Here is a 24,420-nt window from a genome sequence, read left to right as displayed (position 1 = left end):
GTCAGCCCAGCTCTCCGAGGAGGGCGGGCAGGTCGGCGACGGAGTCGAGCACCTCGGTGGCCCCGGCCGCGCGGAACTCGGCGTCGCCGTGGGCCCCGGTGCGCACCCCGGCGACCAGTCCCGCGCCCGCCCGCACGCCGCTGAGCACGTCGTACGCGGTGTCGCCGACGACGGCGACCTGGCGGACGTCGTCGGCGCCCCGGGTCCGCACCAGCGACTCCAGGACCAGGTCGGGGTAGGGGCGCCCGCGCCCGCCCACGTCGGCCGGGCAGAGGGTGAGCGGCACCAGGTCGCGCCAGCCGAGCGCGTCGAGCAGGGCGTCCTGGGTGACCCGGGCGAAGCCGGTGGTCAGGACGACGGTCCGGCCGCCGCCGAGGAGCGCCTCGATGCTCTCGCGGGCGCCGGGCACGGGGGCGGCGAGCCCCGATGCGACGAGGTCGCCGTAGGCCGCCTCGAAGGCGGAGTTGGCCTGCCGGGCGCGCTCCTCGGTGCCGAACAGGTGCCGGAACACGGAGATCTTGGACTCGCCCATGGTGGCGCGGACGTGGGCCAGGTGCTCGGCGTGCTCGGCGGAACCGGCGCTGACGCCCATCGCGTCGGCCGCGGCGGCGAAGGCGCGCTCGACGAGGCCGCCGTCGGCGACGGTGGTGCCGGCCATGTCGAGCACGACGAGCCGGATGTCGGGGTGGGTCACGGTCATGTCCTTGCTCTCTGTCACGTCCCTCACCATCCGAGGGCGTCGGCGGTCGTCTCGGCGATGGCGGGCGAGCAGGTCATGCCGCGCCCGCCGGGCCCGGTGACCAACCACACGCCGTCGGCGACGCGTTGGCGGTGCACGACCCGTGCCGGGTCGGTGCACTGGGCGTACACCCCGGCCCAGCGCCGCCTGATCCTCGGCAGCGGTCGGCCGAGCAGCGACTCGACGACGCCGGCGAGGTGGTCGTAGGGGTCTTCGAGGGTGTCGAAGGCGAACGGGTGCTCGTACTCGTGGGTGTCGCCGATGGTCAGCGATCCGTCGGCGCGCTGCACCATGAGCAGTTGCATCCGGTGCGCGGCGGCCGTCGGCGCCTGCGGCAGTCCCGCGTCGAGGGCGTCAAGGGCGGGCGAGGCGTAGGCCGGGTAGTAGCGGAAGCTGTCCGCGTCGGCGACCGACGTGGTGAGCGGTTCGCCCAGCGGCTCGGTCTGCATCATCTGCAACCGCACCCGGCGCACGGGCAGTTCGGGCCCGGCGAGTTCGCGCACCAGGCCGCCGAGCCAGGCGCCGGTGCACAGGACGACGGCGTCGGCGCGGTGCAGGTCGCCGTGGTCGTCGCGGACGGTGCCGGGACCGGTCACCTCGCGGACCTCGCGGCCCGGCAGGAAGGTGTAGCGCGGGGACTTCAGCAGCTCCTCGCGCAGGGCGAGCTGGGCGGTGCGCGGTTCGACGGCCGCGTCCCGCTCGCAGTACAGGGCGGCGGTGAACTCGCCGCGCAGGGCCGGGTTGAGGGCGCGGGCCTCGCCGGGCGTCAGCAGCTTGTGGCCGCGGGCGGCGGCGTCGTCCCGGGCGACGGCGGCCTCGGCGACGGCGAGTTCGAGGGGGCCGCGCACGGGGGTCAGGGAGCCGTTGGCGCGGAACCCGACCGCGGGCACCCGCCGCCCGATGTCCTCCCACAACTCCCGTGCGCGCAGGGCTGCTTCCAGCTCCGCGCCGCCCGCCCGGCCGCTGACCCAGATCTGGCCGAAGTTGCGCAGCGAGGCGCCGCGCGCCTCCGCCTCGCGTTCGATCTGGACGACCTCGTGGCCGCGTTCCACTGCGTGCCAGGCGTGCATGGTGCCCACCACGCCTGCTCCGACGACTGTCACTCTCACGACGTTCACGCTCCTCGCGCTCGGGGAACCGGAGGAATCCGGCTGACGACGAAAGCCTGAACGACCCATCACGTTTGGGCTAGACCCGTTATCTTTTCGTGATACTTCCGGAGGTGCCGGCCGAGCACCCGGGAGGCCGGAGGCACCTCCGCGGGAACCGGCGGAAGCACCTCCGGCGGGGGCTGCGCTGCGACCGGGTCCCCGCGGGCGGCGGTGAGGCGGGAGTACCGCGGGCGGCGGTGAGGCGGGAACCCCGCGGGCGACTGTGAGGCGGGAGCCCCTGTGCCGGGGGGGAGGCGGTCAGCCGCGCAGCCGGGTGGTGAAGGAGAACCGGTCGCCCCGGTACAGCGAGCGCACCCGCTCCAGCGGGCGCCCCCCGGTGTCCCGCGAGACGCGGTGGATCAGCAGCATCGGCAGGGCGGGCGGGGTGCCGATGAGCAGCGCCTCGCGCGGGGTGGCCAGCACCGTCTCGATCCGCTCGTCGGCGTCCCCGAAGCCGATGCCCCGGTCGCGGAGGTAGGCGTAGAAGGAGGAGTCGGGGTCGAACCCGGTGCCGAGGTCGGGCACCCGGGCGACGGCGACGTACGTGGACTCCAGGCCCACCCGCTCGTCGTCGGCGAGCAGCACCCGCTCCAGGTGCCAGACCGGCTCGCCGCGCTCCAGACCGGTCTCGGCGGCGAGCGGCCCGGGGCACGGGAAACGGTCGAGGGTGACGAGGCTGCGGCCCGGGGTGCGGCCCTGGCGCCGGACGCCCTCGGTGTAGCTGGCCAGGGAGAGCGGCTGCTCCAGCTTGGGCCCCGCGACGACCGTGCCGCGCCCCTGCCGCCGCAGCTTTCCCTCGAGCACCAGCTCGCGCAGCGCCTGCCGGACCGTCTCCCGGGCGACGCCGTACCGCTCGGACAGATCGCGCTCGGTGGGGATCACCGCCCCCTCCCCCAGCTCGCCGACGAGATCGTCGATGCGCGCCTTGACGGCGTAGTACTTCGGAATGCGGCCGTGCTCCGGAATGCCGGAGCGGACGGGGGCGCCGGGGGCCTGGTCGTTCGGGTAGTCCACGCAGGGATCGTCGCAGACGGGTGCCGCCGGGCGGCGGGGCGGCACCCGTCTGCGACGACGTCAGCGGCGCCTGCGGGCCAGCAGCAGGGCGCCGCCGGAGACGAGCAGGACGGCGGCGAGGGCGAGGATGCCCCGGGTGCCGGTCAGCCCGGTGGCGGCGAGTTCGTCGGCGAGGGGCAGCCGTCCGGGCCGGGAGGCGGCGGCGGAGGGCTCGCCCGGCGGGAGTCCGGATCCCGGGCCGACGGCGGGCGCGGAACCGGACGCGGCGGCGGACCCGGTCGGCGGCGCGGGGACCGGCCCGGAGGACGAGGGCCGGGCGGGGTCGGCCGGGGAGACGGGGCCGGTGGAACGGCCGCCGGTCGGGGGTGGGAGGCGCCGGGGACGACGCCGGTGCCGAACCGGGACTCGCTGTCGGGGTCGGACCCGGGGCCGCGCTCCACGCGGAAGGCGTAGTCGTCGGACCGCCCGACCCAGTCGCCCTTGTCCCCGCGCCGCTGGACGACGGCCGCCTTGACGGTGACGCCGTTGGGCTCGGCGTCGGCGGCGAACGCGAGCCGCACCGTCACGGAGACGGTCTCCTTCGGGCCGACGGTGAATCCGGGGACCCCGTCGTCGAAGGCGCCGACCAGCTCGTCCTCGTCGGTGGTCTCCAGGTGGACGGGGTGCGGGCGGTGCTTGGCGTCGTCGAACTCCAGACGCGTCTGGTCGGGCCGCAGCTCCCGCAGTTCGTCGACGAGGACGACGACCGGGTGGACGTCGCCGCAGCTCATGCCGGTGGTGTTGGTGAGCTTCAACGACCAGGTCCCGGATCGGCCGCCGGCCTCGTAGACACCGGGCCCGCCCTCGATCCGGCTGGTGAGGGGGAACCGGGGCCCGTCGGCGCAGGGGGCGGGGGCGGGGGCGCCGGGGCCCGCGTGGGCGGGCGGCGCGGCGAGAAGGAGGGGGGCGGCTGCGGCAAGGCAGAGGACCGGGGACGTGCACCGTCGCATGGACACAGGAGCGTGCGGGACCCGGGCCGGGACGGGCCGCCGACACGCCGGGGGCCGGGGGAAGACCACCCGATGAGATGAAAGACGGATTGACCGACTGTCGGACCGCGGAGTGCCCTTCCTCTCCGGTCCCTCCGCGGCCGGGGTCAGTCGGCGGCCCGGCCGAAGACCGGGGCCAGCACCAGTTGGGCCGCGCCCTCGGCGACCCCGCCCTCCGCCACCCTGACCCGGGGCGGGGGCTCGCCGGTGCGGCGGGCGCGGGCGTCGAGGACCGCGGTCACCCCGCGGAGGAAAGGTTCCGGCGCCTCGGTGACCGTCCGCCCGCCCAGCAGGACGAGATCGACGTCGAGCAGCGCGACGAGGTTGCCCGCGCCGACGCCGAGCACGCGTCCCGCCTCCGCCAGGTCGCCCCGCGCCACCGCGGCCAGGCAGAGCGCCTCGACGCAGCCGCGGTCACCGCAGCCGCACGGCGGGCCGTCCCGCTGCACGACCTGGTGCCCGAACTCCCCGGCCCCGGTCCTGGCGCCCCGGTGCACGACCCCGCCGAGGACCAGCCCGGCGCCGAGCCCGGTGCCGAAGTACAGGTAGGCGAAGGACGGTTCACCGGCCCCGGCCGCGCCGCCCAGGGCGAGTCCGAGGGCGGCGGCGTTGGTGTCCTTGTCGACGGTCACGGGCACCCCGAGCCGCCGCGCCAGCACGTCCCGCAGCGGAAACCCGTCCCACTCCGGAAACCCGGTGACCCGGTGCAGGACCCCACGGGGATGATCGAGCGGCCCGGGAAGAGCGACACCGACACCGAGAACGGGGAGAACGGGGCCGGCGGGGGTGCCTGTCGAGGCGTCCGGTCCGGGGAACCCGGATTCGCCAAGTGCGCGCGCGGTGGTGCCTGTTGACGTGGCCGACGGCGGGAACCTGGGTCCGGGAGCAGCCGGGGCGACACCATCCGGGGACGGGGCAGCGCCGGGCCAGGGGTGCGCACTCCCTGGGGACGGGGCAGCGCCGGACCCGGAATCGGCACCCCCCGGGGACAGAGCAGCGCCGGGCCAGGGGTGCGCACCTCCCGGGGACAGGGCAGCGCCGGGCCCGGAATGGGCGCCGCACGGGGATCGGAGGTCGCCAGGGGACCCCGGGTCGGAGACGCCTCGCGGCTCGGTCGCGGGGTCCGTCGGGTCCGCGGGGTCGGGCGGAACCACCCCACTCACCGACCCCGTCACCCCCGCCGTCACCTCACGTACCACCGCCTCCACCACCGCCTCGACCCCCGCGGCGAAGTCCACCGGGGCCCATCGGTCGGCCACCACGGTGCCGGAGAGGTCGGCCAGGACCGTGCGGACCCCGTCGCGGTCGAGGTGGACCCCCACCGCGTGGCCCGCCTCCGGGACCAGCCGCAGCAGGGTGCGGGGCTTGCCGCCGGTGGACGCGCGGTGGCCCGCCTCCGCCGCCAGCCCCTCCTCCCGCAGCCGTGCCGTGATCTTGCTGACCGCCTGCGGGGTGAGCCCGGTCCGCTCGGCCAGCTCCAGCCTGCTGACGCCCCCGGCCCCGGCGGCGCGCAGCAGGTCGAGGACGAGCGCGGTGTTGTGGCTGCGCACGGCGAGCAGATTGGCGCCCCCGGCCCCGGCCCCCTTCACCGCGACCCACCCGGGCGCCCGCGCTCCCCCGCCCCCGGGCACGCACCGCGCTCCCCGCACACACCGCGTGCCCCGCACGCCCCGCGGCCCGTCCGGACCTCCGCGTCCGCCATCGCGCTCACATCCGTCGTCGTCCCGTCCACGCCGCCATTCTCCTCCGCCCTTGCACTTTGGCAACAGCGTTGCCAAAGTGGACGGCATGACTGGTACTCCCCCCGGCTCCCCTCTGCGCGTGGGCCTCGTCGGCTACGGACTCGCGGGCTCCGTCTTCCACGCCCCGCTGATCGCCGCGACCGAGGGCCTCGTCCTGGACACGGTGGCCACCTCGAACCCCGAGCGGCAGCGGCAGGCCCGCGCCGAGTTCCCGGACGTCCGCATCGCGCCCACCCCGGACGAACTCTTCGCCCGAGCCGCCGAGTTGGACCTGATCGTCATCGCGTCGCCCAACAAGACGCACGTCCCGCTCGCCGTGGCCGCCCTGGAGGCGGGGCTGCCGGTGGTCGTGGACAAGCCGGTGGCCGGTACCGCGGCCGAGGCGCGCGAGCTGGCCGCGCTCGCCGAGCGGCGCGGTCTGCTGCTGTCCGTCTTCCAGAACCGCCGCTGGGACAACGACTTCCTCACCCTCCGCGGCCTGGTCGAGGACGGCGAGCTGGGGGACGTCTGGCGGTTCGAGTCGCGGTTCGAGCGGTGGCGCCCGCGGCCGAAGGGCGGCTGGCGCGAGTCCGGGGACCCGGCGGAGATCGGCGGGCTGCTGTACGACCTCGGCAGCCACGTCGTCGACCAGGCGCTGGTCCTGTTCGGCCCGGCGACCCGGGTCTACGCGGAGGCGGACGTGCGCCGCGAGGGAGCGGAGACGGACGACGACACCTTCATCGCCGTCACGCACGCGAGCGGGGTCCGCTCGCACCTGTACGTCTCGGCGACGGCCGCCCAACTCGGGCCGCGCTTCCGGGTGCTGGGGTCGCGCGCCGGGTACGTCAAGTACGGCCTCGACCCGCAGGAGGCCGACCTGCGCGAGGGCGGGCGCCCCGGCGGCCGGGCCGACTGGGGCACCGAGCCCGAGTCGATGTGGGGGCGGGTCGGCTCCGGGGATTCCCCGCTGACCGGCGGCGGCGACCCGCGCCGGACGGTCCCGGGCGACTACCCCGCCTACTACGCGGCGGTGGCCGCGGCCCTCACCGGGGGCGGCGCCAACCCCGTGACGGCGGCGGAGGCGGCGGACGCCCTCGACGTCCTGGAGGCGGCCCGGCGCTCGGCCCGCGACGGGGTGGCGGTGGACCTGTGACGCACGACGGAGGAGGCGCCCCGGGGCTGCGGCCCGAGATCACGCCGACCGTGGCGGAACTGGAGGCGCAGGAAAGGCGATTGGTCTTCGACCGGTTCACGCACGAGGACGCGTGGGCGCTCGGCTCGCTCCTGGTGGAGCTGGCCAGGGAGCGCCGGGCGCCGGTGGCGATCGACATCCACCGGTCGGGCCAGCAGCTGTTCCACGCCGCGCTGCCGGGTTCGACGCCCGACAACGACGCCTGGATCGCCCGCAAGCGCCGGGTGGTGGAGCGCTACCAGAGCGCGTCGTACCTGGTCGGCAGCCGGTTCCGGGAGAAGGGGACGACGTTCGAGGAGTCGTCGCGGCTCGACCCGGACCGGTACGCGGCGCACGGCGGCTCGTTCCCGATCACCGTGACGGGCGCCGGGGTGGTCGGCGCGGTGACGGTGAGCGGGCTGCCGCAGGTGGAGGACCACCGTTTCGTGGTGGCGGCGCTGGAGGAGTTTCTCGGCGGGCGCTGAGCGCGTCGCCGCCCCCGCGGGAAGAGAGTGAGGCACCCTCCGGTTGGCATCGCCGTAGGCACACCGACCGGAGGGAAAGCCAGCATGAGCGACCACACGGTGAAGGAGTCCGTCGGACGGTACGGCGTCTGGAGCGTGGGGCTGCGCTCCGAGGACCCGACCCGGCGCGCTGAACTCGGCGAGGCGGCGGCCGAGTTGGAGGAGCTGGGGTACGGGGCGGTGTGGCTCGGCGGCAACAGCGCGGTGCGGCACGCCGAGCCGCTGGTGGAGGCGACCTCGACGCTGGTCGTCGGCACCAGCATCCAGAGCATCTGGCAGCACGGGGCCGAGGAGACCGCGGCGGCGTTCGCGGAGCTGGAGTCGGCGCACCCGGGCCGCTTCGCGCTGGGGCTCGGCGTGAGCCACGCGAAGCTGGCGGAGCAGTACCGGCGTCCGGTCTCGGCGCTGGTCGGCTATCTGGACGCTTTGGACGCGGCGGGCGTCCCGGCGCACCGGCGGCTGCTGGCGGCGCTGGGCCCGAGGACGCTGGAGCTGTCCCGCGACCGGGCGGCGGGCGCGATCCCGTACCTGGTCACCCCGGAGCACACGGCGTACGCGCGCGGTGTGCTGGGCGTCGGACCGCTGCTGGCACCGGAGTTGAAGGTGGTCCTCGAACCGGACCCGGCCACGGCCCGCGCGCTGGCCAGGGAGAGCCTGGCCCCCTATCTGTCGCTGCCCAACTACACGAACAACTTCCTGCGCCACGGTTTCACCGAGTCCGACCTGGCCGACGGCGGCAGCGACCGTCTCGTCGACCGGGTCTTCGCCTGGGGTGACGACAGCGCGGTCCGCGCCCGTGTGGAGGAGTTCCTCGGGGCGGGGGCGGACCACGTCGCGCTCCAACTCGTCGACGGCTCGCCCCGGGACACCCTCCCGCGCGAGGGCTGGCGCCGCCTGGCGGGCCTGCTGGGCTGACCCGGGGCCCCTCAGCCGGTGCTGACGGGCTCGGGGGACCGGGGGTTCAGGGCCCGCCCCAGGACATGGGCGACGGCCCCGGCGGTCGTCAACTCCTGGGTGTCGACGGCCACGAAGAGGGCCGCCAGCGCGAGATCGACGGCGTCGGCGGCGCCCTCGACGGTGCCGAGGGCGCTGTTCCCCCGCCCCGAGGGGCTCTTGCCCCGCCGGACCGAGACGACGACCCCGGTCCTGCTGAGGGTGCCCCCGCGGTCCCAGCTCTCCGCGACGTAGGTGTAGGCGCGCTCCCGGCAGGTGAACGTCAGGGCGCGGGCCGTGTTGCTGAGCCCCTTCCGGTCGAAGGCGACCGGCACGGGTTCGCCCCCGACGGTGAGCCGGGCGTTCCGCAGGGTGGGCCTGCCCGGCCCCACCGTCAGGAACCGGATCGCGGGCACCCCGTCCCCGGACACCAGCACCTCGGGCTGGCTGCTCCCGGACTTCACGGAACTCTTCCGCCACCGCGCCTCGACGACGACCTCACCGAACGCGCCGAGAACCCCGGCCCACCCGCTCTTCCCCCTGCCCCGGAACCGCCGCAACTCGAACCGACCGTCCACCCTGGTCACGCTCCTCTCCCGTGCTCCACCGCCGCCCCGGACCACCCGGGGTCCCGGACCACCCGGGGTCGCGGGGCGGCCGGGGTCCCGGACCGCCCGGGGTCGCGGACCGTCCGGGGTCGCGGGGCGGCCGATCCGGACGGGACGACGCCCCGGTCGCGGCCCGCACCGACCGGGGGCGGCCGTCCCTACTCCGGGTACGCCTCGCTGACCCGGGGGGTGAGCATCCGGTGGACCACCCCGGTCACCGCGCCGGTGGCCGTGATCTCCAGGGTGTCGACCTCCTCGAAGAGGGCGGCGAGGGCGAGATCGGTTCCGTCGGCCGGGCCGGTCACCTCGCCGAAGCTGCTCATGCCCCGGCCCGCGGGGTTCTTCCCCAGGGTGAGGGCCACGACGACACCGTCCCGGGTCAGGGTCCCGCCCCAGCCGCCCTTCCCGGCGACGTAGCGGTACGCCCGCCCGGCGGCCTCGAACGTCAGTCCGCGCGCCTCGTTGCGCACCGCCCGCCGGTTGAACGCGAGTCGCACGGGTGCGCCGCCGACGCTCAGCCGGGCGTTCCTGATCGTCGGCCGCGCGGTCCACAGGGGCTGGTACACGACGTCCGGCACGCCGTCCCCTGACACCCGCACGTCCGACTGCGGGGGCCCGGCCCGCCCGGACTTCTTCCGCCGGACCACCTCGACGGTGACCCGCCCGACCCCGCCGACCACCCCGGCCCGACCGTGCACCCCCCTGCCGAAGAAGGGCCGCAACTCGAAACGCACGTCCGTCATCGGTCCGTTCCCACGCTTTCACTCCTGAAGTCCACAACCGTGTCAGAACCAGCTCATCGGGTTGACGGCCCGAGCCGCGCTCTTGGCACCCTGGGCAACGCCTTTCCCGAACTTCGAGGCGTTGTCGCCGACCCAGTCCGTCGCCTTTCCACCGGCCGTCTTGATGTCTTCCCAGTGTTCGACGGCCTTGGCGCCTCCGTAGAGGATGCCCGTACCGACGGCAAGACCAACGGTCACCGGGTTCGGCGCCACCATCGCCGCCGTCAGCGAGGCATTGAATCCGACCTCGGCGAGGTCGGCCACGTACCCCGCGCCCTTCTTCTTGAAGGCCGCGCGGGGATTCCCCTGGGCACAGACATTCGCGACGCTGATCCCGGTCGACACGATGCTCGTCCCGATGCCCGCCCAGCGGATGAACCCGCCCGCCCCGGCCGCCGCGCCCACCCCCTTGAGAAAGGGCGACCTCGCCTTTCCGGCGGCGATGACCGCGGGCCGGGCGTTGTTCAGTTTCTGCAGGTACGAGGCGGACCGGAAGACCCTGACCAGACTGGTGTGGCCGGCGCGGCTCACCAGGGCCTCGGAGTGCGTCCGACCGCCGTACTTCATGGCGAGCTCGTCGGACCCTACGACGAGCTCGATCCCACGGGAGACAGCAGGAGAGCGCAGGACAGGCATCGCACGGAAACCGTCCCAGACGGTTCCGAGGAGCGAGAGCCGACGGGAGGCGGTGAAGGGAATCCGGCTGGCATCCTGATAGAGACTGCTTCTCGCGAACGCGTTCCCGACCTGGCCGGGCATCCAGCTACCAGGAGCGACCAGGGACCGGATCTCTCCGACCGAGAAGCCGCGCAGTGATGCCCCGGTGGTCTTGCGGATCGTGCCGCCCCGGTCCCACCAGGTTGACTTCACCCCCGCTCGCAGCAGACCGCTGTGCCAGGAGTTCCGGTAAAGGACTCCAGTCAGACTCAGCCCAGCGAAGGTTGTCGTCCCGCCGACTTTCACGACACCCGCGATGTCTCCGGCACCGTCGAGGAAGTCAGCGATCTTCTTCTCGCCGATCCCGTCCAGACCCGGCGCCTTGGCCAGACAGTGAGCCTCGACGCGCGCCAGCCATTCGCTGTACGTCTCCCTGTCCCCCCGTTCGAAGACCTGGTCGTCGCGGGCGATGGCGGCGCGTTTCCGGAGGTCGGGCGCGGTCTCCGCGACCCAGGTCCGCATAGGTCTGAGACTCGCGAGCCGGTCGGTCACACCCAGCGAGGCCGCGCGCGAGAACGCCTCGTCGAGCTTGCTCGCGAGACCTCCCCTGCCGTCCATGAGGTCGGCCAGGCGCTCCAAGTCGTCCGGGTTGACCGTCCGCATGCTGATCCTGATCCCTCGTTCAAGCTCCGCTAGCCGCCCCGACTCCCGTCAGGCCCGCCCGAGTTGCTGGCGTTGCCTGCCCAGGCCCGTGATCTCCAGTTCCACCACGTCGCCCGCGCGGAGGTAGGGCTTGGGGTCCGGGTGGCCCATGGCGACTCCCGCGGGGGTGCCGGTGTTGATGACGTCGCCAGGGTAGAGGGTCATGAAGTGGCTGACGTAGCGCACCACTTCGCCGACCGGGAAGATCTGCTCGGCGGTGGTCCCGTCCTGCTTCAGCTCGCCGTTGACCCAGAGCCGCAGGGCGAGGTCCTGCGGGTCGCGCACCTCGTCGGCGGTGACGAGCCACGGGCCGAGCGGGTTGAACGTCTCGCAGTTCTTGCCCTTGTCCCAGGTGCCGCCGCGCTCGATCTGGAACTCGCGCTCGGAGACGTCGTGGGCGACGGCGTACCCCGCCACGTGGGCGAGCGCGTCGGCCGCCGAGTCCAGGTAGCGGGCGGTGCGGCCGATGACGACGGCGAGTTCGACCTCCCAGTCGGTCTTCACGGAGCCGCGGGGCACCAGGACCGTGTCGTTCGGCCCGATCACCGTGTCGGCGGCCTTGAGGAAGACGACCGGCTCGGCGGGCGGCTCGGCGCCGGTCTCGCGGGCGTGGTCGTGGTAGTTGAGCCCGATGCAGACGACCTTGCCGATCCGCCCGAGCGGCGGCCCGATCCGCACCCCGGCCGCCTCCAGCGCGGGCAGTTCCCCGGCGTCGGCGGCGGCCCGGACCCGGGCGAGGGCCGCGTCGTCGGCGAGCAGCGTCCCGTCGATGTCGGCGACGACGCCGGAGAGGTCCCGGAGGACCCCGTCGGCGTCGAGCAGCGCGGGTCGTTCCGCTCCGGCCGTACCGACTCGCAGCAGCTTCATGGTGAACCTCTCCGTCGCCGTCCTCCGCCCGCCGACGGGTGCGGCCGCCGGAGGACTGGACGATCGTCCAAGGTCGGCGTCCGGTCCGCAAGACCCGGTTCAGGTGCTGGACCGTGGCCCGCGGACCGGCCCCGCCCGCCTCACCGGTACAGCGCGGCCCGCTCGACGGCGCTCCACGTGGTGCTCGTGACCACGTACAGCGCGGCGGCCAACGGCACCACGGCGACCGTGAAGAGGGTGAAGAACGACATGAACGGCATCACCTTGGTGATCGCGCCGAGCCCCGGCACCTGCTCGCCGTCCGCCGCCGCGGTCACCGGGGCGGACGCCGCCATCGTCCGCCTGGTCCTGCGGTAGTTGAAGAACGCGACGGCCGCGACGAGCGCGAAGAGGCCGCCGTAGACCAGCCCCGCGGGCCCGAACATCCCGGCGCCGCCGAGCGCGTCGGCCCAGCGGCCGCCCAGGGGCGCGGCGAACAGCCGGTGGGTCAGGAGCGCGTTGGTGCCGCCGTCGATGGTCGTGCTGGAGAACAGGTGGTAGAGGAGGAAGAACGCGGGAAGCTGGCAGAGCCCCGGCAGCAGTCCGGACAGCGGCGACACCTTCTCCTCGGTGTGCAGCTCGACCACCGCCTTCCGCAGCCGCTCGGGGTCGCCCGCGTGCTTCGCGCGCAGCTCGGCGATCTTCGGCTGGAGCGCGGTGCGGGCCTTCTGACCGCGTGCAGCGGCCCGCGAGAGCGGGTGCACGAGCAGCCGTACGAGGGCGGTGAACAGGACGATCGCGACGGCGGCGGCGGTGGCGCCGAACAGCGGCTGGATCAGGTCGGCGAGGTGACCGACCAGGTCGGCGAAGGCAGCGAAGACGGACATGGGTGAGCCCTCCGGGGGTCTCGTCGTGCCGGAATACCGGGCGGCCGCCGGCCCCGGACGCGGGCGGACCGGCGTCCGGGACACGGGGGTGCCGGGCGGTGGAGCGGGGCGGCGTGACGACGCGCGCGAGGACCGGCGTGAGCCGGTCGCGTCTACGCGGGGGTCGTCCGGAGGGCGCGTCCGGGGGCCCGTGGGCGGGTGCGTCCGCGGGCGTCGGGATCGCGTTGCGCGAGGAAGGCGGTGCGCCGGGCTCGGTCGCGGATGGCGGTGCGGACCCGGGTGGGCGGCACGGCGGGCACGGTGCGCGCGCTGATCAGCGCGCAGACGGCGAGCGCGGATCCGGCCGCGGCGGTCGCGGCGAGGGCGACGGTGGCGGTGAGGCTGCCGGCGTCGAGCACGGTGAGCTGCAGGACGACGAGCAGCAGGAGCGGCAGCACGACGGGGCGCGTGGGCGCCTCGACCCGACCGCGGACCATCCCGGCCCCTCTCGCTCCCGGGCGCGCACGTCCGTCCGTCGCGCCTCGTCCGCCATGGTCGTACCTGCGCCATGGTTGTACCTGCCCCATGGTTATACCTGATCGGTCTCCAGGGGCTGCAAGAGCCTGCGGGGCACGAGGAACGCACGGCTGACCGGATCGGCCGGGTCCGGGTCGAGTCCAGGCCCCGGTTCCATGAGGACGTCCTCGACGGGGACGACCGTCCCGCAGGCCGGGCACTCGCCGTAGGGGCCGAGTTCGGTGCCGCAGTCGGCGTGCCGGAAGGTGCGCAGCCGGACGTCGGTGAGGTGTTCGCGGCCCCAGAGGCCGAGCGAGCGCAGGGTGGGCCACAGGGCGATGCCGCGGGCGGTGAGGACGTACTCGTCCCGGGGCGGTGACTGCTGGTAGCGCCGTTTCTCCAGGATGCCCTCGGCGGTGAGGGTCTGGAGGCGGGCGGCGAGGACCGCGCGCGGGATGCCGAGGTGGACGAGGAAGTCGTTGTAGCGCCGGACGCCGTAGAGGGCGTCGCGGATCACCAGGAGCGTCCACCGCTCGCCGACGACCTCCAGCGCGCGGGCGATGGAGCACTGCTGCGTCGCGTAGTCCTTGCCGAGTGCCATCCGTCCACTGTAGCCATTTCCCCGACCTTGGTTCAATGACCGAACTTACAAGTGCTACGGTGTCGGCATGGCAAGGTTCAGTGAACGAACTCTCCAGATACCGGACACCGGGACGACCAGGGGAACGGCCCGCGCCGACCCTGGAACCGCCGAGACGGGCAGCGGTTCCGAGATGAGGGCGGGGATAGGGGCGGGGGCGGGAATCGGAACTGGAACGGGGGCCGAGATCGGAACCGGAACCGGAACCGGAACCGGGGCCGGGGCCGGAACCGGCGACGCCGCCTCCCCGCACTCCCCGTCCCCTGCGCCCTCCCCACACCCCCCGGCCTCTGCACACGCCCCCACCCCGCACCCCCCGGCCTCCGCGCACGCCCCTACCCCGCACGCCCGTGCCACCCTCGCGCTGACCAGCGCAGCCACCGCCGTCACCCTGATGACGTACACCGCGCCGATGGTCACGCTCCCCGACACCGCGGCCGACCTGCACACCCCGCTCTCCGCCCAGGCGTGGCTGCTCAACGGCACCCCGCTCGGCCTCGCCGCCCTGCTCCTGGTGGCCGGCAGCCTCGCCGACGACTACGGGCGCCGCCGGATCTTCCTGGCCGGCACCCTCACCCTGGGCGTCACCACCGCCCTCGGCGCGCTGGCCTCCTCGACCTGGCTGTTCACGCTGGCCCGGATCGCCCAGGGCGCGGCGGGCGCGGCGATCCTGGCGAGCAGCCTGGGGCTGCTGGTGCACGCCTTCCCCAGCCCGCGCGGACGGCTGTACGCGACCGGGGTCTGGGGCGCCTTCGTCAGCGGCGGCATCGCCGTCGGCCCGCTGGTCGCGGGCGCGCTGCCGGACTGGCGGGCGGCCTACGCGGTGCTCGGCGCGGCGGCGCTGCTGGTGGCGGCGCTCGGCGTCCGCCCGCTCGTGGAGTCCCGCTCCCCGCGGGGCGGACGCCCGGACATCCCGGGCGCCCTGACCTTCGGGCTGGCGCTGGTCGCCCTGATCGCGGCGCTCACCCTGGGCCGCGACGGCTGGCTGCGCCCCCAGGTGGGACTGCTCCTGCTGGCGTCCGCCGTGCTGCTCGCCGTGTTCATCCGGGTGGAACGCCGCAGCGCGACCCCCATGATCGACCTGGGCCTGCTGCGCCACCGGCCCTTCCTGGCCTCGTCGGCGGGCGGCCTGTTCACCGGCCTCGCGGTGATCGGCCTGTTCAGCTTCCTGCCCGCGGTGTTCCAGCAGGCGCTGGGGCTCTCCGTGCTGGACTCGGCGTGGCTGCTGCTGCTCTGGTCGGGCCTGTCCTTCGGGGTGGCGCTCCAGGCCAGGCGGCTCGCGGGCCGGGTCTCGCCGCGCCACCAACTGGCGGTCGGCTTCGCCCTGCACGCGCTCGGCGTCCTGACGATGCTCGGCGCGATCGACTCCGGCTCCTGGCACCGCCTGCTGCCGGGCCTGGTCCTCAGCGGGGTGGGCAGCGGTCTGCTGAACGCGGCGCTGCCGCTGCTGGCCGTCGAGTCGGTCCCGGCGACCCGCGCCGCGATGGGCTCGGGCGCCCAGCAGACGCTCCGCTACATCGGCTCCTGCGCGGGCGTCGCGCTGACGATCGCGATCGTCACGTCGTCGGGCCGCGGCCTGGGCCACGGCGCGAACATCGCGATGACGGTGTCGGTGGCCCTGTCCCTGCTCGCGGCGGGCGCGGTGACGGTGCTGCGGGACCGGCGGTGAGGAGACTCCCCGGGCCGGGAGCCACCGGCCCGGGGGAGCCCGGAATACCCCCGGGCCGGTGACCTGCACCGGGGGGACCGTCGGCAGGTGAAAGGCGGGGCCGCGCAGGTCACCGCGGGCGGGTCGTCACGAGCTTCGCCCAGACCACCAGCCGGTACCGGGAGGTGTACTCGGGGGTGCAGGTGGTGAGGGTGAGGTAGGCGCCGGGTTCGGTGTAGCCGCTGCCCGGCACCACGAGGGAGCGCGGGACCGGGCGCAGGACCCCGGCGTCGCGGGCCGAGGTCCGCGGGAGGGTCCGGTCGACGGCGTACGTGTACGTCGCCCGCGCGGTCTCCACCTCGACGACGTCCCGGGGGCGCAGCCGGTCGATGCGGCGGAACGGCTCACCGTGCGTGTTGCGGTGCCCGGCGAGCGCGAAGTTCCCGATCCGGCCCGGCTGTTGGGTGCCCGGGTAGTGACCGGCGTACCCCTTGTCGAGGACGTCGGGCTTGCCGACCCCCTCGGCGACCGGGACGCGCAGGCGCAGGCGCGGCACGACGAGGACGGCGTAGGCCCGCGAGCGGCGGGGCAGGGCGTCGCGCGCGGCGGCGGACGACGGCGGCGAGGCGGTCGCGGAGCCCCCGCGCACGGCACCGCCCGAACCACCCGCACCGCCGTCGCCCGAGGCGCCGTCCTCCGCGTCCCGCTCCGCTCCCCCGGCCGACCACTGCCGCTCCAGGGCCTGCACCTTCCGCTCGGCGCCCCGCCTGGCCTCCCGGTTGGTCCACCAGAGCTGGTGGACGACGAGGAGCAGCAGCACGACGCCCACGGTGACGAGGACTTCCCCGCCCGCCCACACGGCGCGACGGCGCCGGGCGCGACGCCGTCGGCTGCTGTGCTGCACGACCGGTACCCGCATCCGCATCCGCCGCCGCACCTCCCTCCACCGGAGCCGCCCGCACGATAGGCCGCGGCCCGCCAACTCACCAGCCCCGCGCGGTTTTTCCGCCGTCGGCGCGGCGGGGACCGGCGTCGGGGCAGGTCGGAACGGTTCCGTTCGCCTCTTCGTCCAGAGGTTTTAGAAAGGGCTGTCGCAACCCTCGACAATCGCCCGCGGCACGCCCGATGCTTCGACGTGGCATGCACGGGACAAGTCGCGGCGCCGTCCCAGGGAACGGCCGCCGGGTCCCGTCGAGCGAATCGGAGACGCCATGATCCGACGCAGGACCCTGCTGGCCGCGGCCGGCGGCACCGTGCTGGGCAGCGCCCTGGCGACCGGAACCGCGCACGCGGACGCCACGGTCGCCGTCAAACCCGGTACCGCCTACGGGACTTGGGAGGGCTGGGGCACCTCACTCGCCTGGTGGGCCAACGTCTTCGGCGCCCGCGACGACTTCGCCGACATCTTCTTCACCACCAGGTCGACGACGTACAACGGCACCTCGCTGCCCGGCCTCGGCCTCACCATCGCCCGCTACAACCTGGGCGGGTGCAGCCGGAACAGCGTCAACGGCGAGACCATGGCCGCCTCCCCGAACATCCCGGCGTTCAAGCAGATCGAGGGCTTCTGGCAGGACTGGAACAACGAGGACCCGGCCTCCTCGGCCTGGAAGTGGTCGGCGGACGCCAACCAGCGGGCCATGCTGGTGAAGGCGACCGCGCGCGGCGCGACCAGCGAGCTGTTCGCCAACTCCCCGATGTGGTGGATGTGTTCCAACCACAACCCGTCGGGCGCGGCGGACGGCGGCAACAACCTCCAGTCCTGGAACCACCGCCAGCACGCCTCCCACCTCGCGGCCGTCGCCCTCTACGCCAGGAACAACTGGGGCGTGGAATTCGCGACCGTCGAGGCGTTCAACGAACCCAGCTCCACCTGGTGGACGGCGACCGGGACGCAGGAGGGCTGCCACGTCGACGCGAGCGTCCAGGCCGCCGTACTCCCCTACCTGCGCAGCGAGTTGAACAGCAGGGGGCTGACCGGCACGAAGATCGCGGCGTCCGACGAGACCAGCTACGACCTCGCCCGCACCACCTGGAACTCCTTCTCGTCGACGACCAAGGGCTACGTCGACCGTGTCAACGTGCACGGCTACCAGGGCTCGGGCGGACGCCGCGACCTCCTGTACACGGACGTCGTGACCACGGCGGGCAAGGCCCTGTGGAACTCCGAGACCGGCGACAACGACGGCACCGGCTACACCCTCGCCTTCAACCTCCTCTACGACTTCGCCTGGCTGCACCCCACGGCCTGGGTCTACTGGCAGGTCATGGACCCGTCCGCGAACTGGGCGATGATCGCGTACGACGCGGGCACGCTGGCGGCGGGCGCGGTGCAGCGGAAGTACTACACGATGGCCCAGTTCAGCCGGCACATCCGGCCGGGGATGCGCATCCTGGACACGGGTGTGAGCTACGCGGTGGCGGCCCACGACGCCTCGGCGAAGCGGCTGGTGATCGTCGCCCTGAACACGGCGGCGTCCGCCCAGAACCTGACCTTCGACCTGTCGTCCTTCACCACGGCGACCGGCGGCACGGGCGGAGTGGTCCCGCGCTGGAACACGGTGACGACGGGCGGCGACGCGTACAAGGCGTACACGGACACGTACATGAGCGCGAAGAAACTGACGGTCCCGTTCGCGGCGAAGGCGGTACAGACACTCCAGATCGACGGGGTGACGATCTAGACGGGCCGACCGCCCTCGCAGCCCCACGCCTCCACGGCCCCGTGCCTCCACACCTGCCTGGCCCCGGGCCTCCGCGACCCCTCGCTCCCTCTCCCTGGCCTGCGGGGATCTCCTCTCTGTCACCCGTCGGCAGTACGGTGTCCTGCATGCGCCCCGACACGCCTGCCGAGAACGTCGACCACCACGCCGAAGCGGCTCGCCTGGAGCGGACCGCCGGCCGCTACCCCGCGGACGCCGAGGCCCTGCTGCTCCAGGCCGCCGCCCACCTGGAGCTGGCCGCCGACCGCCCTGCCGCCACCGCGCTCTACGACCGCCTGCTCGCCGGGCAGGACGACCTGGAGAGCCCGCACCTGGTCCGCGCCCTGAAGGCCGCGAACCTCTGGGAGTACGGCCACGAGGCCGAGGCCCGCGCGATCATCGACGGCGTCCGCGCCGCGGCACCGCGCGACCCGGCGCCGTGGGTGATCGTCGCGGAGGCCCTGGAGTCGCACGACGAGCTGGAGGCGGCGCAGGAGACGTTCACGGAGGGAGCCCGGCTGCTGGTCGCGGAGGGACAGGAACCCCCGTACGCGACGCGGCCGTTGCTGTTCGGACGGCACCGGGTGCGCCGGATGCTGGGCGCTGCGCACGACGAATGGGACGCGGCGGCGGACACCCTGCACTCCTCGTCCGTCTCGCTGGACGAACTCCACGACCCGAAGCGCGTCTGGTCGCTGGGGTCCAGCAACCCGGCGGAGCTGGAGGCGGAGATCTCGCGGCTGCGCGCGGAGCTGGAGGGCTACCGGGAGGCCCTGTCCCGCCCGTTCCCGGTGGCGGTGCTGCACTGGCCCGCGGCGGAGTTGGCGGAGCTTCTGGAGGCGTACCCGTCCCTCGCGACGGAGTACCCGTCCCACGAGAGCCACCTCGCGACCATAGAGACGTCCCTGCGCGAACTGTCCGCGTCGGGCACGGCGAACCTGGGCATCGTCCCGGCGACGGTCCCGTCGTACGAGGCGTTCGCGGCCTCGGAACTCTCGTCCCCGACGGACACGACGCTCCTCCCCCAGTACGCGACCACCCTGGCAGCCCGAGGCCGAGCCACGGCCTGGCCCCCGGGAGCGGGGGACGGGTGCTGGTGCGGGTCGGGGCGGGGGTACGCGGAGTGCCACGGGGTCTCCGCTGCCTGAAAGCCCCTTCGTTCTGATCTCGTTACTTCTCCACGACTTGTTCACGCTGAGGACATGCGTGAACATCGTCCGTGACGACGTACTGCCCGAGGGACGACAGTGGACAGCGTGACGCCTTCCTCGGCGGGTGTCTCGGCTCGCATGCGCAGACAGGCGAGCAAGGACACCAGCGCCGAACTCGCCGTGCGACGACTGTTGCACGCCTCCGGCCTGCGCTATCGCGTCGAGTACCCCGTCCCCGGCATGGCCCGACGAAGGATCGACGTGGCGTTCCCGGGTGTCAAGGTCGCGGTCCTGATCGACGGCTGTTTCTGGCACGGCTGTCCGCGCCACGCCACCCGGCCCAAGGCGAACGCCGAATGGTGGCGGAACAAACTGGACCGCAACATGGCGCGCGACCGTGAGACCACCGAGCATCTGACGGCCAGAGGATGGACGGTGCTGCGGTTCTGGGAGCACGTGCCGCCCGACGAGGCGGCGACCGCCGTGCGGGCGACGGTGGAGCGACGGAGACGGGAGCGCGGAGCGCTCGGAGGAACGGACGCGGTGTAGGGCCGCGGAAAGAGCACAGGGGGAAACGCATGGCCGAGCGGTTGGGATTCGTCGATGTCTGCGCGGGAGCGGGCGGTCTGGCGTCCGGGTTGGAGAGGGCGGGATTCTCTCCGGTGCTGCTGCTCGACAACAAGGAGCAGGCGTGCGAGACGCTCCGGACCAACCGACCTCGGTGGAAGGTCCTCTGCGAGGATCTGATCGACTTCCTCCCCGAAGATCACCCGGAGTCCCTGGACGTCGATCTCCTCTCGGCCGGACTGCCCCGGGTGAAGGCCTCGGCAGCGGTGGGACGTGCGGACAGCGAGCCGGAACTGCGCCTGCTGACCGCGACGGTGTACCTCGTGCACGCGATCCGACCGCGTGCCCTGCTCCTGGAGAACCTGCCGGCCCTTCTCGACTCGCCCGCCTACGCCGAGATCCGTGGGTTCATCGAGGCGGAACTGTCACATCTCGGCTACCGCTTCCGGTGGTTCGTGCTCAACGCGGCCGACTTCGGGGTACCCCAGGAGCGGATGCAGGGTGTCCTCGTGGCCCTTCAGGAGCCGTGGTTCGACGCCTTCGTCCCACCGGCGCCGACCGTCGGCGAACACGTGTCGGTGGGCCGGGCGTTGCACCGCTCGATGGGGGCACGCGGCTGGCCCGAGGCGGATGTCTGGGCGTCCCAGGCACGTGCCGTGGCACCGACCCTGGTGGGTGGCTCCGACAACAGGGGCGGCGCGGACCTCGGCCCGACCGGAACCAAACGGGCCTGGGCACGGATGGGTGTGAACGGCGGCGCGCTCGCCGATCAGGTGCCGGGCCCCGACTACCACTGGCCGCGCTCGGACGACATGGCACACATGTTGAAGATCACCGTGGACCAGGCCGCCGAGCTGCAGTCCTTCCCTCCGGACTGGCGGATCACGGGCCAGAAGACGGCCCGGTACCGGCAGATCGGTCACGCCACCCCTCCCCCGGTGGGCACCGCCCTGGGCGTCGCGCTCGCCACCGCGCTGCGGTCCCCTGTCCGTGCGTAGACGAACCGGAGATGTCCCACCGGATCGCCGGCTACACTTCACGCCCATGGGTCACATCACAACACCACCTCCCCCACCTGCGGTTTTCCGTATCGTCGATCTCTTCGCCGGGCCGGGTGGGCTGGATGTGGCAGCGGATGTCCTGGGCCATCAGGTCACCGGTATCGAGTGGGACGGGAACGCGTGCGCCACGCGCGAGGCAGCGGGGCTGGACACCTTCAGGGGCGATGTGCGCGCCTACCGCGCGGCCTTCTTCCCCCGCGCCCAGGTGCTGACCGGTGGCCCTCCCTGCCAGACGTTCACGGTCGCGGGACATGGCGCCGGGCGCCGGGCCCTGGACCAGGTGGTGGGCTACATCGATCGTCTGCACGAAGCCGTGAGAACCGCGGACGGTGACTGGAAGAGGATCTTCCGGACGTGGCGCGCCATCTCGGAGGAACTGCGCAGGAAGGCCGTCCTGGCCGAGGAGGTCAAGGAGAGGAAGCGCGGGATCGAGGCACGCCGAGCGGTGACCCGCAAGGCGCTCCAACGGGCTCTCGAGGACCTCGGGACCCCGGGGGACGAGATCAGGAGCGTCCTCAAGTCATCACGCGCGGAGCGAAATCTCGACCTGAAGGACGAGATGCTCGAGACCCTCGTCGTGGAGTTCGACACCCTGGGCGTCGAACTCCACGAGTGCAGGCAGCAGCTCGAAGAACTCGGTGACGAACGGACCGGGCTGGTCCTGCAACCGTTGTGGTGGGTGATCGAGCGCAGTCGACGACCCGGCTCGAACGCCTACGAGGCCGTCGTGCTCGAACAGGTGCAGGCCGTGATGCCGGTGTGGGAGAAGTACGCCGAGGTGCTCGGCACCCTCGGATACCGCACCAGGACCCAGTTGATGCTCACCGAGGCGTTCGGGGTCCCGCAGACACGGAAGCGAGCGGTGCTCATGGCTCGCCTCGGCGAGACCGAGGTCAGCGAGGTCGCCGAGACGCACGAGCGCTACCGCTCCCGGAACGTCCCGTCGGGGGCCCCGACCAGGGGCCGGGCGGAACCGCCGCTCTGGGATCTCGGGGAGCAGAGCACGGACAGGTCCCCCAAGGCCGCCTGGGTGTCCATGGAGGCGGCTCTCAAGAAGGCGCGCGGCATCGACCCCGAGCTGCCCGACCGCCCGGCCTTCACCGTGGTGTCCAACTACGGGACGGGCGGGGATCCCGGTGCCCGCGGTCGACGCGACCACGACGTCCCGTCCTCGACGATCACGGGCAAGGTGTCCCGGAACCGTCTGTGCCACAAGGGCACCGACATCGATCTTCCTCGGTTCGAACGATTCGCTCCGGCGGAGGCGGGCGTTCTCCAGTCGTTCCCCGTGTCCTACCCCTGGCGGGGGAGCGACCGGTCGCAGCAGATCGGCAACGCCGTGCCGCCGAGGCTCGCCCTGCACGTCCTGCGCCAGGTCCTCGAACCCGGACTGGGGCACGAGGAGGCGCGCGCGAGGGCGGAACAGGCCGTCTCGGACCTGGAGAACTGGCGACCGCCGAGCGAACCGGTGCGAGCCCGTACGCACGGAGATCTGGCGGGGCACCCGCTCACCGGCAGGTGACCCGTCGCCTCAGTCCTCGGGCTCGCGCCCTCTCACCGGGGCCGTCTCGAAGAGTTCCGTGAAATACGCGGCGAGCGCCTCCACCGACTCCCCCGGGACGGGCTCCTCGTCGGGGCCCTCCGGAAGGTCGTGCCGCGGCACCGGGGGAGCCGATTCGGCTTCCGCGATCCACCTGCGCAGTGCGGTCGGATCGCGCGGCCCGTCCTCGGCCAAGGCGTCGTACACCAGAGTGGCGCCCGCCACGTTGATCGCGGCGACGAGCCCGTTCACCTCACGGGTCGTGTCGGCGACGCCCCGCTCCAGGACCCGGACCAGCGCCTGTGCCGTGGGCCGGTGGTCGACCAGGCCCATGCGCAGCACGCTGTGCAGGAACTCCTGGTTGGCGCACGCCGTCACCACCGGTGAGTAGTCCGGACCGTCACGGAACATCTCCGCGACCCACCACAGGCGTGAGAAACACTGTCGGTCCAGCACTCCTTTGAACCGGGCCGAGCTGATCCGGGAATCGTCGCCCTGCTTGAGGACATGTCGCCACGCCACGTAGTCCGGAGCGACGGCGAGCGCGAGATGGGTCCAGATCCTCTTGTCCGCGGCCTCCCGGCGGGTCAGCCGCAGTGTGGCGTGCAACCGGGGCGCGAGCCAGCCGTCGGCATCGGTCCGGTTGTCCTTGAACTGGTACATCGCGTCGTCCACGAGGTCCCGGATGGGCTCCACCGCCCAGCGCGCGTCCTCCTCGGGGAGGGATTCGACGACCTTGGCAAGATTCACACCGGCATGTCCCTGGACGCATCTCAACAGATCCTCGGTGAGGAAGAGATCGGCAGCCGTGGCGGGGAGCAGGCCGAGCCGCTCCGGGACGTGGTGAGGCTTCTCGATCACGCGCTGTCCTCTCGGTTGATCTGCTGCAGTGCGCGCAGAATGTTGGCGACCGCCTTCCTCGCGCCTGCGCGGCGCACCGCCGCGTGGTGGACACGTGTCTGGAGCTCCACCCATCCCGCGTCACCGGTCCGCCGCCGGTGCACCCTCCGCAGTGCCTCCTCGACCTGGAATCCGGGCACGACGTCGGGGAGCATCTCCCGCAGCACCTCTCCCCGCCAGTCGTCGGGGAAGACGGGTGTGCCGTCGGACTCCACCTCCAGATCGCCCAGGGCACTGTGGAACACCGCGGTCCACACGTCGGTGGCCATCTGGGACACCAGCAGTTCATGGATCTTGTTCTCGATCCCGCCGCCGTCCCCGCCGAGGAGATCGGAGAAACCCTCGACGTCGGTGTTGACCATCACCAACGGCAGGCGGCCGGAGGCGTCGACGGCCCACGGCGCGTCCGTGTAGGCACGCAGCCACTCCCTGGCGCTCTTGGAGAAACTCGCCTGTTTCACATCGAGACGCAGGCCGCCGAGCGGTTCCACCGCGGTGACGTCGACGCTCCAGTCGGCTGCGGTCTCTGCGATCGAGCGACCGGGGACACCGTCGATCTCGGCGACGGCGTGGACGGCCAGGGCGGCACGACCCACGTGGTCGTCCCGGAACACCTCGATCTCGCCGGCCCATTCCTTGCTCCCGGGAGCGTCCTGCCTGAGGTCCACCGTGTTGCGCACGTTGGTGTCGCCGTCGGTGAGGACCGCGAGGACCCGCAGCTTCTCCCACGGGGCGTCGGGGGCGGTGGCTCCGGGCGGCAGCGTGGCCGACAGACCGATCCTGGCGGAGACCCAGTCCTCGTGTTGTGCCACACCCAGGGCGACGGTGCGCTGGGGGACGGACCACGCGGACGTGTCCAGGTGGTCGCGGGTGTCGTCCGGAAGTCTCAGGAAGGCGGAGGTCACCCGCAGGGTGATCGGTCGGTTGAGTCGCTTGTACGGGTAGAACTTCAT

24 protein-coding genes are annotated in these 24,420 nt (G+C 73.3%); 9 read left to right on the top strand and 15 right to left on the bottom strand.

Annotated features, from left to right (window positions below; genetic code table 11):
* Nucleotide 1 precedes the first annotated feature (1 nt).
* The 5 genes from GA0115242_RS10660 to GA0115242_RS10640 all read right to left on the bottom strand — a co-directional run bounded on the left by GA0115242_RS10660 (nt 2) and on the right by GA0115242_RS10640 (nt 5,521).
* The gene (locus GA0115242_RS10660; RefSeq protein WP_093826985.1) at nt 2-700 is read right to left on the bottom strand and encodes an HAD family hydrolase; all 699 of its coding nucleotides are present in this window, start codon (nt 698-700) and stop codon (nt 2-4) included.
* 23 nt (nt 701-723) lie between these two features.
* Nucleotides 724-1,848 (bottom strand): TIGR03364 family FAD-dependent oxidoreductase, encoded by a 1,125-nt coding sequence (locus tag GA0115242_RS10655; protein WP_093826983.1) that lies wholly within the window; start codon nt 1,846-1,848, stop codon nt 724-726.
* Nucleotides 1,849-2,148: 300 nt separating this feature from the next.
* Nucleotides 2,149-2,904 carry a GntR family transcriptional regulator gene (locus GA0115242_RS10650; protein ID WP_093826981.1) on the bottom strand — a complete coding sequence of 252 codons (756 nt, stop codon included), beginning with the start codon at nt 2,902-2,904 and terminating at the stop codon, nt 2,149-2,151.
* Nucleotides 2,905-3,047: 143 nt separating this feature from the next.
* Nucleotides 3,048-3,893 (bottom strand): hypothetical protein, encoded by an 846-nt coding sequence (locus GA0115242_RS10645; RefSeq protein ID WP_141721569.1) that lies wholly within the window; start codon nt 3,891-3,893, stop codon nt 3,048-3,050.
* 146 nt (nt 3,894-4,039) lie between these two features.
* A complete protein-coding gene (locus GA0115242_RS10640) occupies nt 4,040-5,521 on the bottom strand; it encodes an ROK family protein (RefSeq protein ID WP_093826977.1) in 1,482 nt (493 codons plus the stop codon).
* A gap of 199 nt (nt 5,522-5,720) precedes the next feature.
* Between GA0115242_RS10640 and GA0115242_RS10635 the strand changes: the two genes are divergently transcribed.
* From GA0115242_RS10635 to GA0115242_RS10625, 3 genes are all read left to right on the top strand, one after another.
* The gene (locus GA0115242_RS10635; RefSeq protein ID WP_093826975.1) at nt 5,721-6,806 is read left to right on the top strand and encodes a Gfo/Idh/MocA family oxidoreductase; all 1,086 of its coding nucleotides are present in this window, start codon (nt 5,721-5,723) and stop codon (nt 6,804-6,806) included.
* The gene (locus tag GA0115242_RS10630; RefSeq protein WP_176729786.1) at nt 6,803-7,309 is read left to right on the top strand and encodes a heme-degrading domain-containing protein; all 507 of its coding nucleotides are present in this window, start codon (nt 6,803-6,805) and stop codon (nt 7,307-7,309) included. The genes GA0115242_RS10635 and GA0115242_RS10630 overlap by 4 nt, the downstream gene beginning before the upstream one ends.
* 84 nt (nt 7,310-7,393) lie before the next feature.
* A complete protein-coding gene (locus GA0115242_RS10625; RefSeq protein WP_093826973.1) occupies nt 7,394-8,263 on the top strand; it encodes an LLM class F420-dependent oxidoreductase in 870 nt (289 codons plus the stop codon).
* Between the two features lie 11 nt (nt 8,264-8,274).
* Here the strand turns inward: GA0115242_RS10625 and GA0115242_RS10620 are convergent, their stop codons facing one another.
* From GA0115242_RS10620 to GA0115242_RS10590, 7 genes are all read right to left on the bottom strand, one after another.
* Nucleotides 8,275-8,868 (bottom strand): hypothetical protein, encoded by a 594-nt coding sequence (locus tag GA0115242_RS10620; protein ID WP_141721567.1) that lies wholly within the window; start codon nt 8,866-8,868, stop codon nt 8,275-8,277.
* A 179-nt stretch (nt 8,869-9,047) separates the two neighbouring features.
* Nucleotides 9,048-9,632, bottom strand: a complete 585-nt coding sequence (locus tag GA0115242_RS10615) for a hypothetical protein (protein ID WP_093826969.1) — start codon at nt 9,630-9,632, stop codon at nt 9,048-9,050.
* A 42-nt stretch (nt 9,633-9,674) separates the two neighbouring features.
* A complete protein-coding gene (locus GA0115242_RS10610; RefSeq protein ID WP_093826967.1) occupies nt 9,675-10,991 on the bottom strand; it encodes a hypothetical protein in 1,317 nt (438 codons plus the stop codon).
* Nucleotides 10,992-11,039: 48 nt separating this feature from the next.
* The gene (locus GA0115242_RS10605; protein ID WP_093826965.1) at nt 11,040-11,897 is read right to left on the bottom strand and encodes a fumarylacetoacetate hydrolase family protein; all 858 of its coding nucleotides are present in this window, start codon (nt 11,895-11,897) and stop codon (nt 11,040-11,042) included.
* 140 nt (nt 11,898-12,037) lie between these two features.
* Nucleotides 12,038-12,763, bottom strand: coding sequence for a YidC/Oxa1 family membrane protein insertase (locus GA0115242_RS10600; RefSeq protein WP_093826963.1), 726 nt, complete (start codon nt 12,761-12,763; stop codon nt 12,038-12,040).
* Nucleotides 12,764-12,915: 152 nt separating this feature from the next.
* Nucleotides 12,916-13,239 (bottom strand): DUF6412 domain-containing protein, encoded by a 324-nt coding sequence (locus tag GA0115242_RS10595; protein ID WP_093826960.1) that lies wholly within the window; start codon nt 13,237-13,239, stop codon nt 12,916-12,918.
* 92 nt (nt 13,240-13,331) lie between these two features.
* Entirely contained in the window at nt 13,332-13,859 is a 528-nt protein-coding gene (locus GA0115242_RS10590; RefSeq protein WP_093826957.1) for a winged helix-turn-helix transcriptional regulator, read from the bottom strand.
* Nucleotides 13,860-14,262: 403 nt separating this feature from the next.
* Between GA0115242_RS10590 and GA0115242_RS10580 the strand changes: the two genes are divergently transcribed.
* The gene (locus GA0115242_RS10580) at nt 14,263-15,567 is read left to right on the top strand and encodes an MFS transporter (RefSeq protein ID WP_237548973.1); all 1,305 of its coding nucleotides are present in this window, start codon (nt 14,263-14,265) and stop codon (nt 15,565-15,567) included.
* A gap of 109 nt (nt 15,568-15,676) precedes the next feature.
* Here the strand turns inward: GA0115242_RS10580 and GA0115242_RS10575 are convergent, their stop codons facing one another.
* Complete coding sequence (locus GA0115242_RS10575) at nt 15,677-16,465, bottom strand: class E sortase (protein ID WP_093827002.1); 789 nt, start codon at nt 16,463-16,465, stop codon at nt 15,677-15,679.
* A 292-nt stretch (nt 16,466-16,757) separates the two neighbouring features.
* Here GA0115242_RS10575 and GA0115242_RS10570 point away from each other — a divergent pair, with 292 nt between their 5' ends.
* The 5 genes from GA0115242_RS10570 to GA0115242_RS10550 all read left to right on the top strand — a co-directional run bounded on the left by GA0115242_RS10570 (nt 16,758) and on the right by GA0115242_RS10550 (nt 22,549).
* Nucleotides 16,758-18,230 carry a beta-1,6-galactanase gene (locus GA0115242_RS10570; RefSeq protein ID WP_093826951.1) on the top strand — a complete coding sequence of 491 codons (1,473 nt, stop codon included), beginning with the start codon at nt 16,758-16,760 and terminating at the stop codon, nt 18,228-18,230.
* Between the two features lie 146 nt (nt 18,231-18,376).
* Nucleotides 18,377-19,396, top strand: coding sequence for an SEC-C domain-containing protein (locus tag GA0115242_RS10565; protein WP_093826949.1), 1,020 nt, complete (start codon nt 18,377-18,379; stop codon nt 19,394-19,396).
* 99 nt (nt 19,397-19,495) lie between these two features.
* Nucleotides 19,496-19,948 carry a very short patch repair endonuclease gene (locus tag GA0115242_RS10560; RefSeq protein WP_093826947.1) on the top strand — a complete coding sequence of 151 codons (453 nt, stop codon included), beginning with the start codon at nt 19,496-19,498 and terminating at the stop codon, nt 19,946-19,948.
* A 29-nt stretch (nt 19,949-19,977) separates the two neighbouring features.
* Nucleotides 19,978-20,964 (top strand): DNA cytosine methyltransferase, encoded by a 987-nt coding sequence (locus tag GA0115242_RS10555; protein WP_093826945.1) that lies wholly within the window; start codon nt 19,978-19,980, stop codon nt 20,962-20,964.
* Nucleotides 20,965-21,010: 46 nt separating this feature from the next.
* On the top strand, nt 21,011-22,549 hold the full coding sequence (locus tag GA0115242_RS10550; RefSeq protein WP_093826943.1) for a DNA cytosine methyltransferase: 1,539 nt from the start codon (nt 21,011-21,013) through the stop codon (nt 22,547-22,549).
* A gap of 9 nt (nt 22,550-22,558) precedes the next feature.
* Here the strand turns inward: GA0115242_RS10550 and GA0115242_RS10545 are convergent, their stop codons facing one another.
* The gene (locus GA0115242_RS10545; protein WP_093826941.1) at nt 22,559-23,428 is read right to left on the bottom strand and encodes a DUF6339 family protein; all 870 of its coding nucleotides are present in this window, start codon (nt 23,426-23,428) and stop codon (nt 22,559-22,561) included.
* The gene (locus GA0115242_RS10540; protein WP_093826939.1) at nt 23,425-24,420 is read right to left on the bottom strand and encodes a hypothetical protein; all 996 of its coding nucleotides are present in this window, start codon (nt 24,418-24,420) and stop codon (nt 23,425-23,427) included. The genes GA0115242_RS10545 and GA0115242_RS10540 overlap by 4 nt, the downstream gene beginning before the upstream one ends.

The sequence above is a fragment of the Streptomyces sp. SolWspMP-5a-2 genome (assembly GCF_900091845.1).
Lineage (GTDB): Bacteria > Actinomycetota > Actinomycetes > Streptomycetales > Streptomycetaceae > Streptomyces > Streptomyces doudnae.
This window is presented reverse-complemented; position numbering and strand designations above follow the sequence as displayed.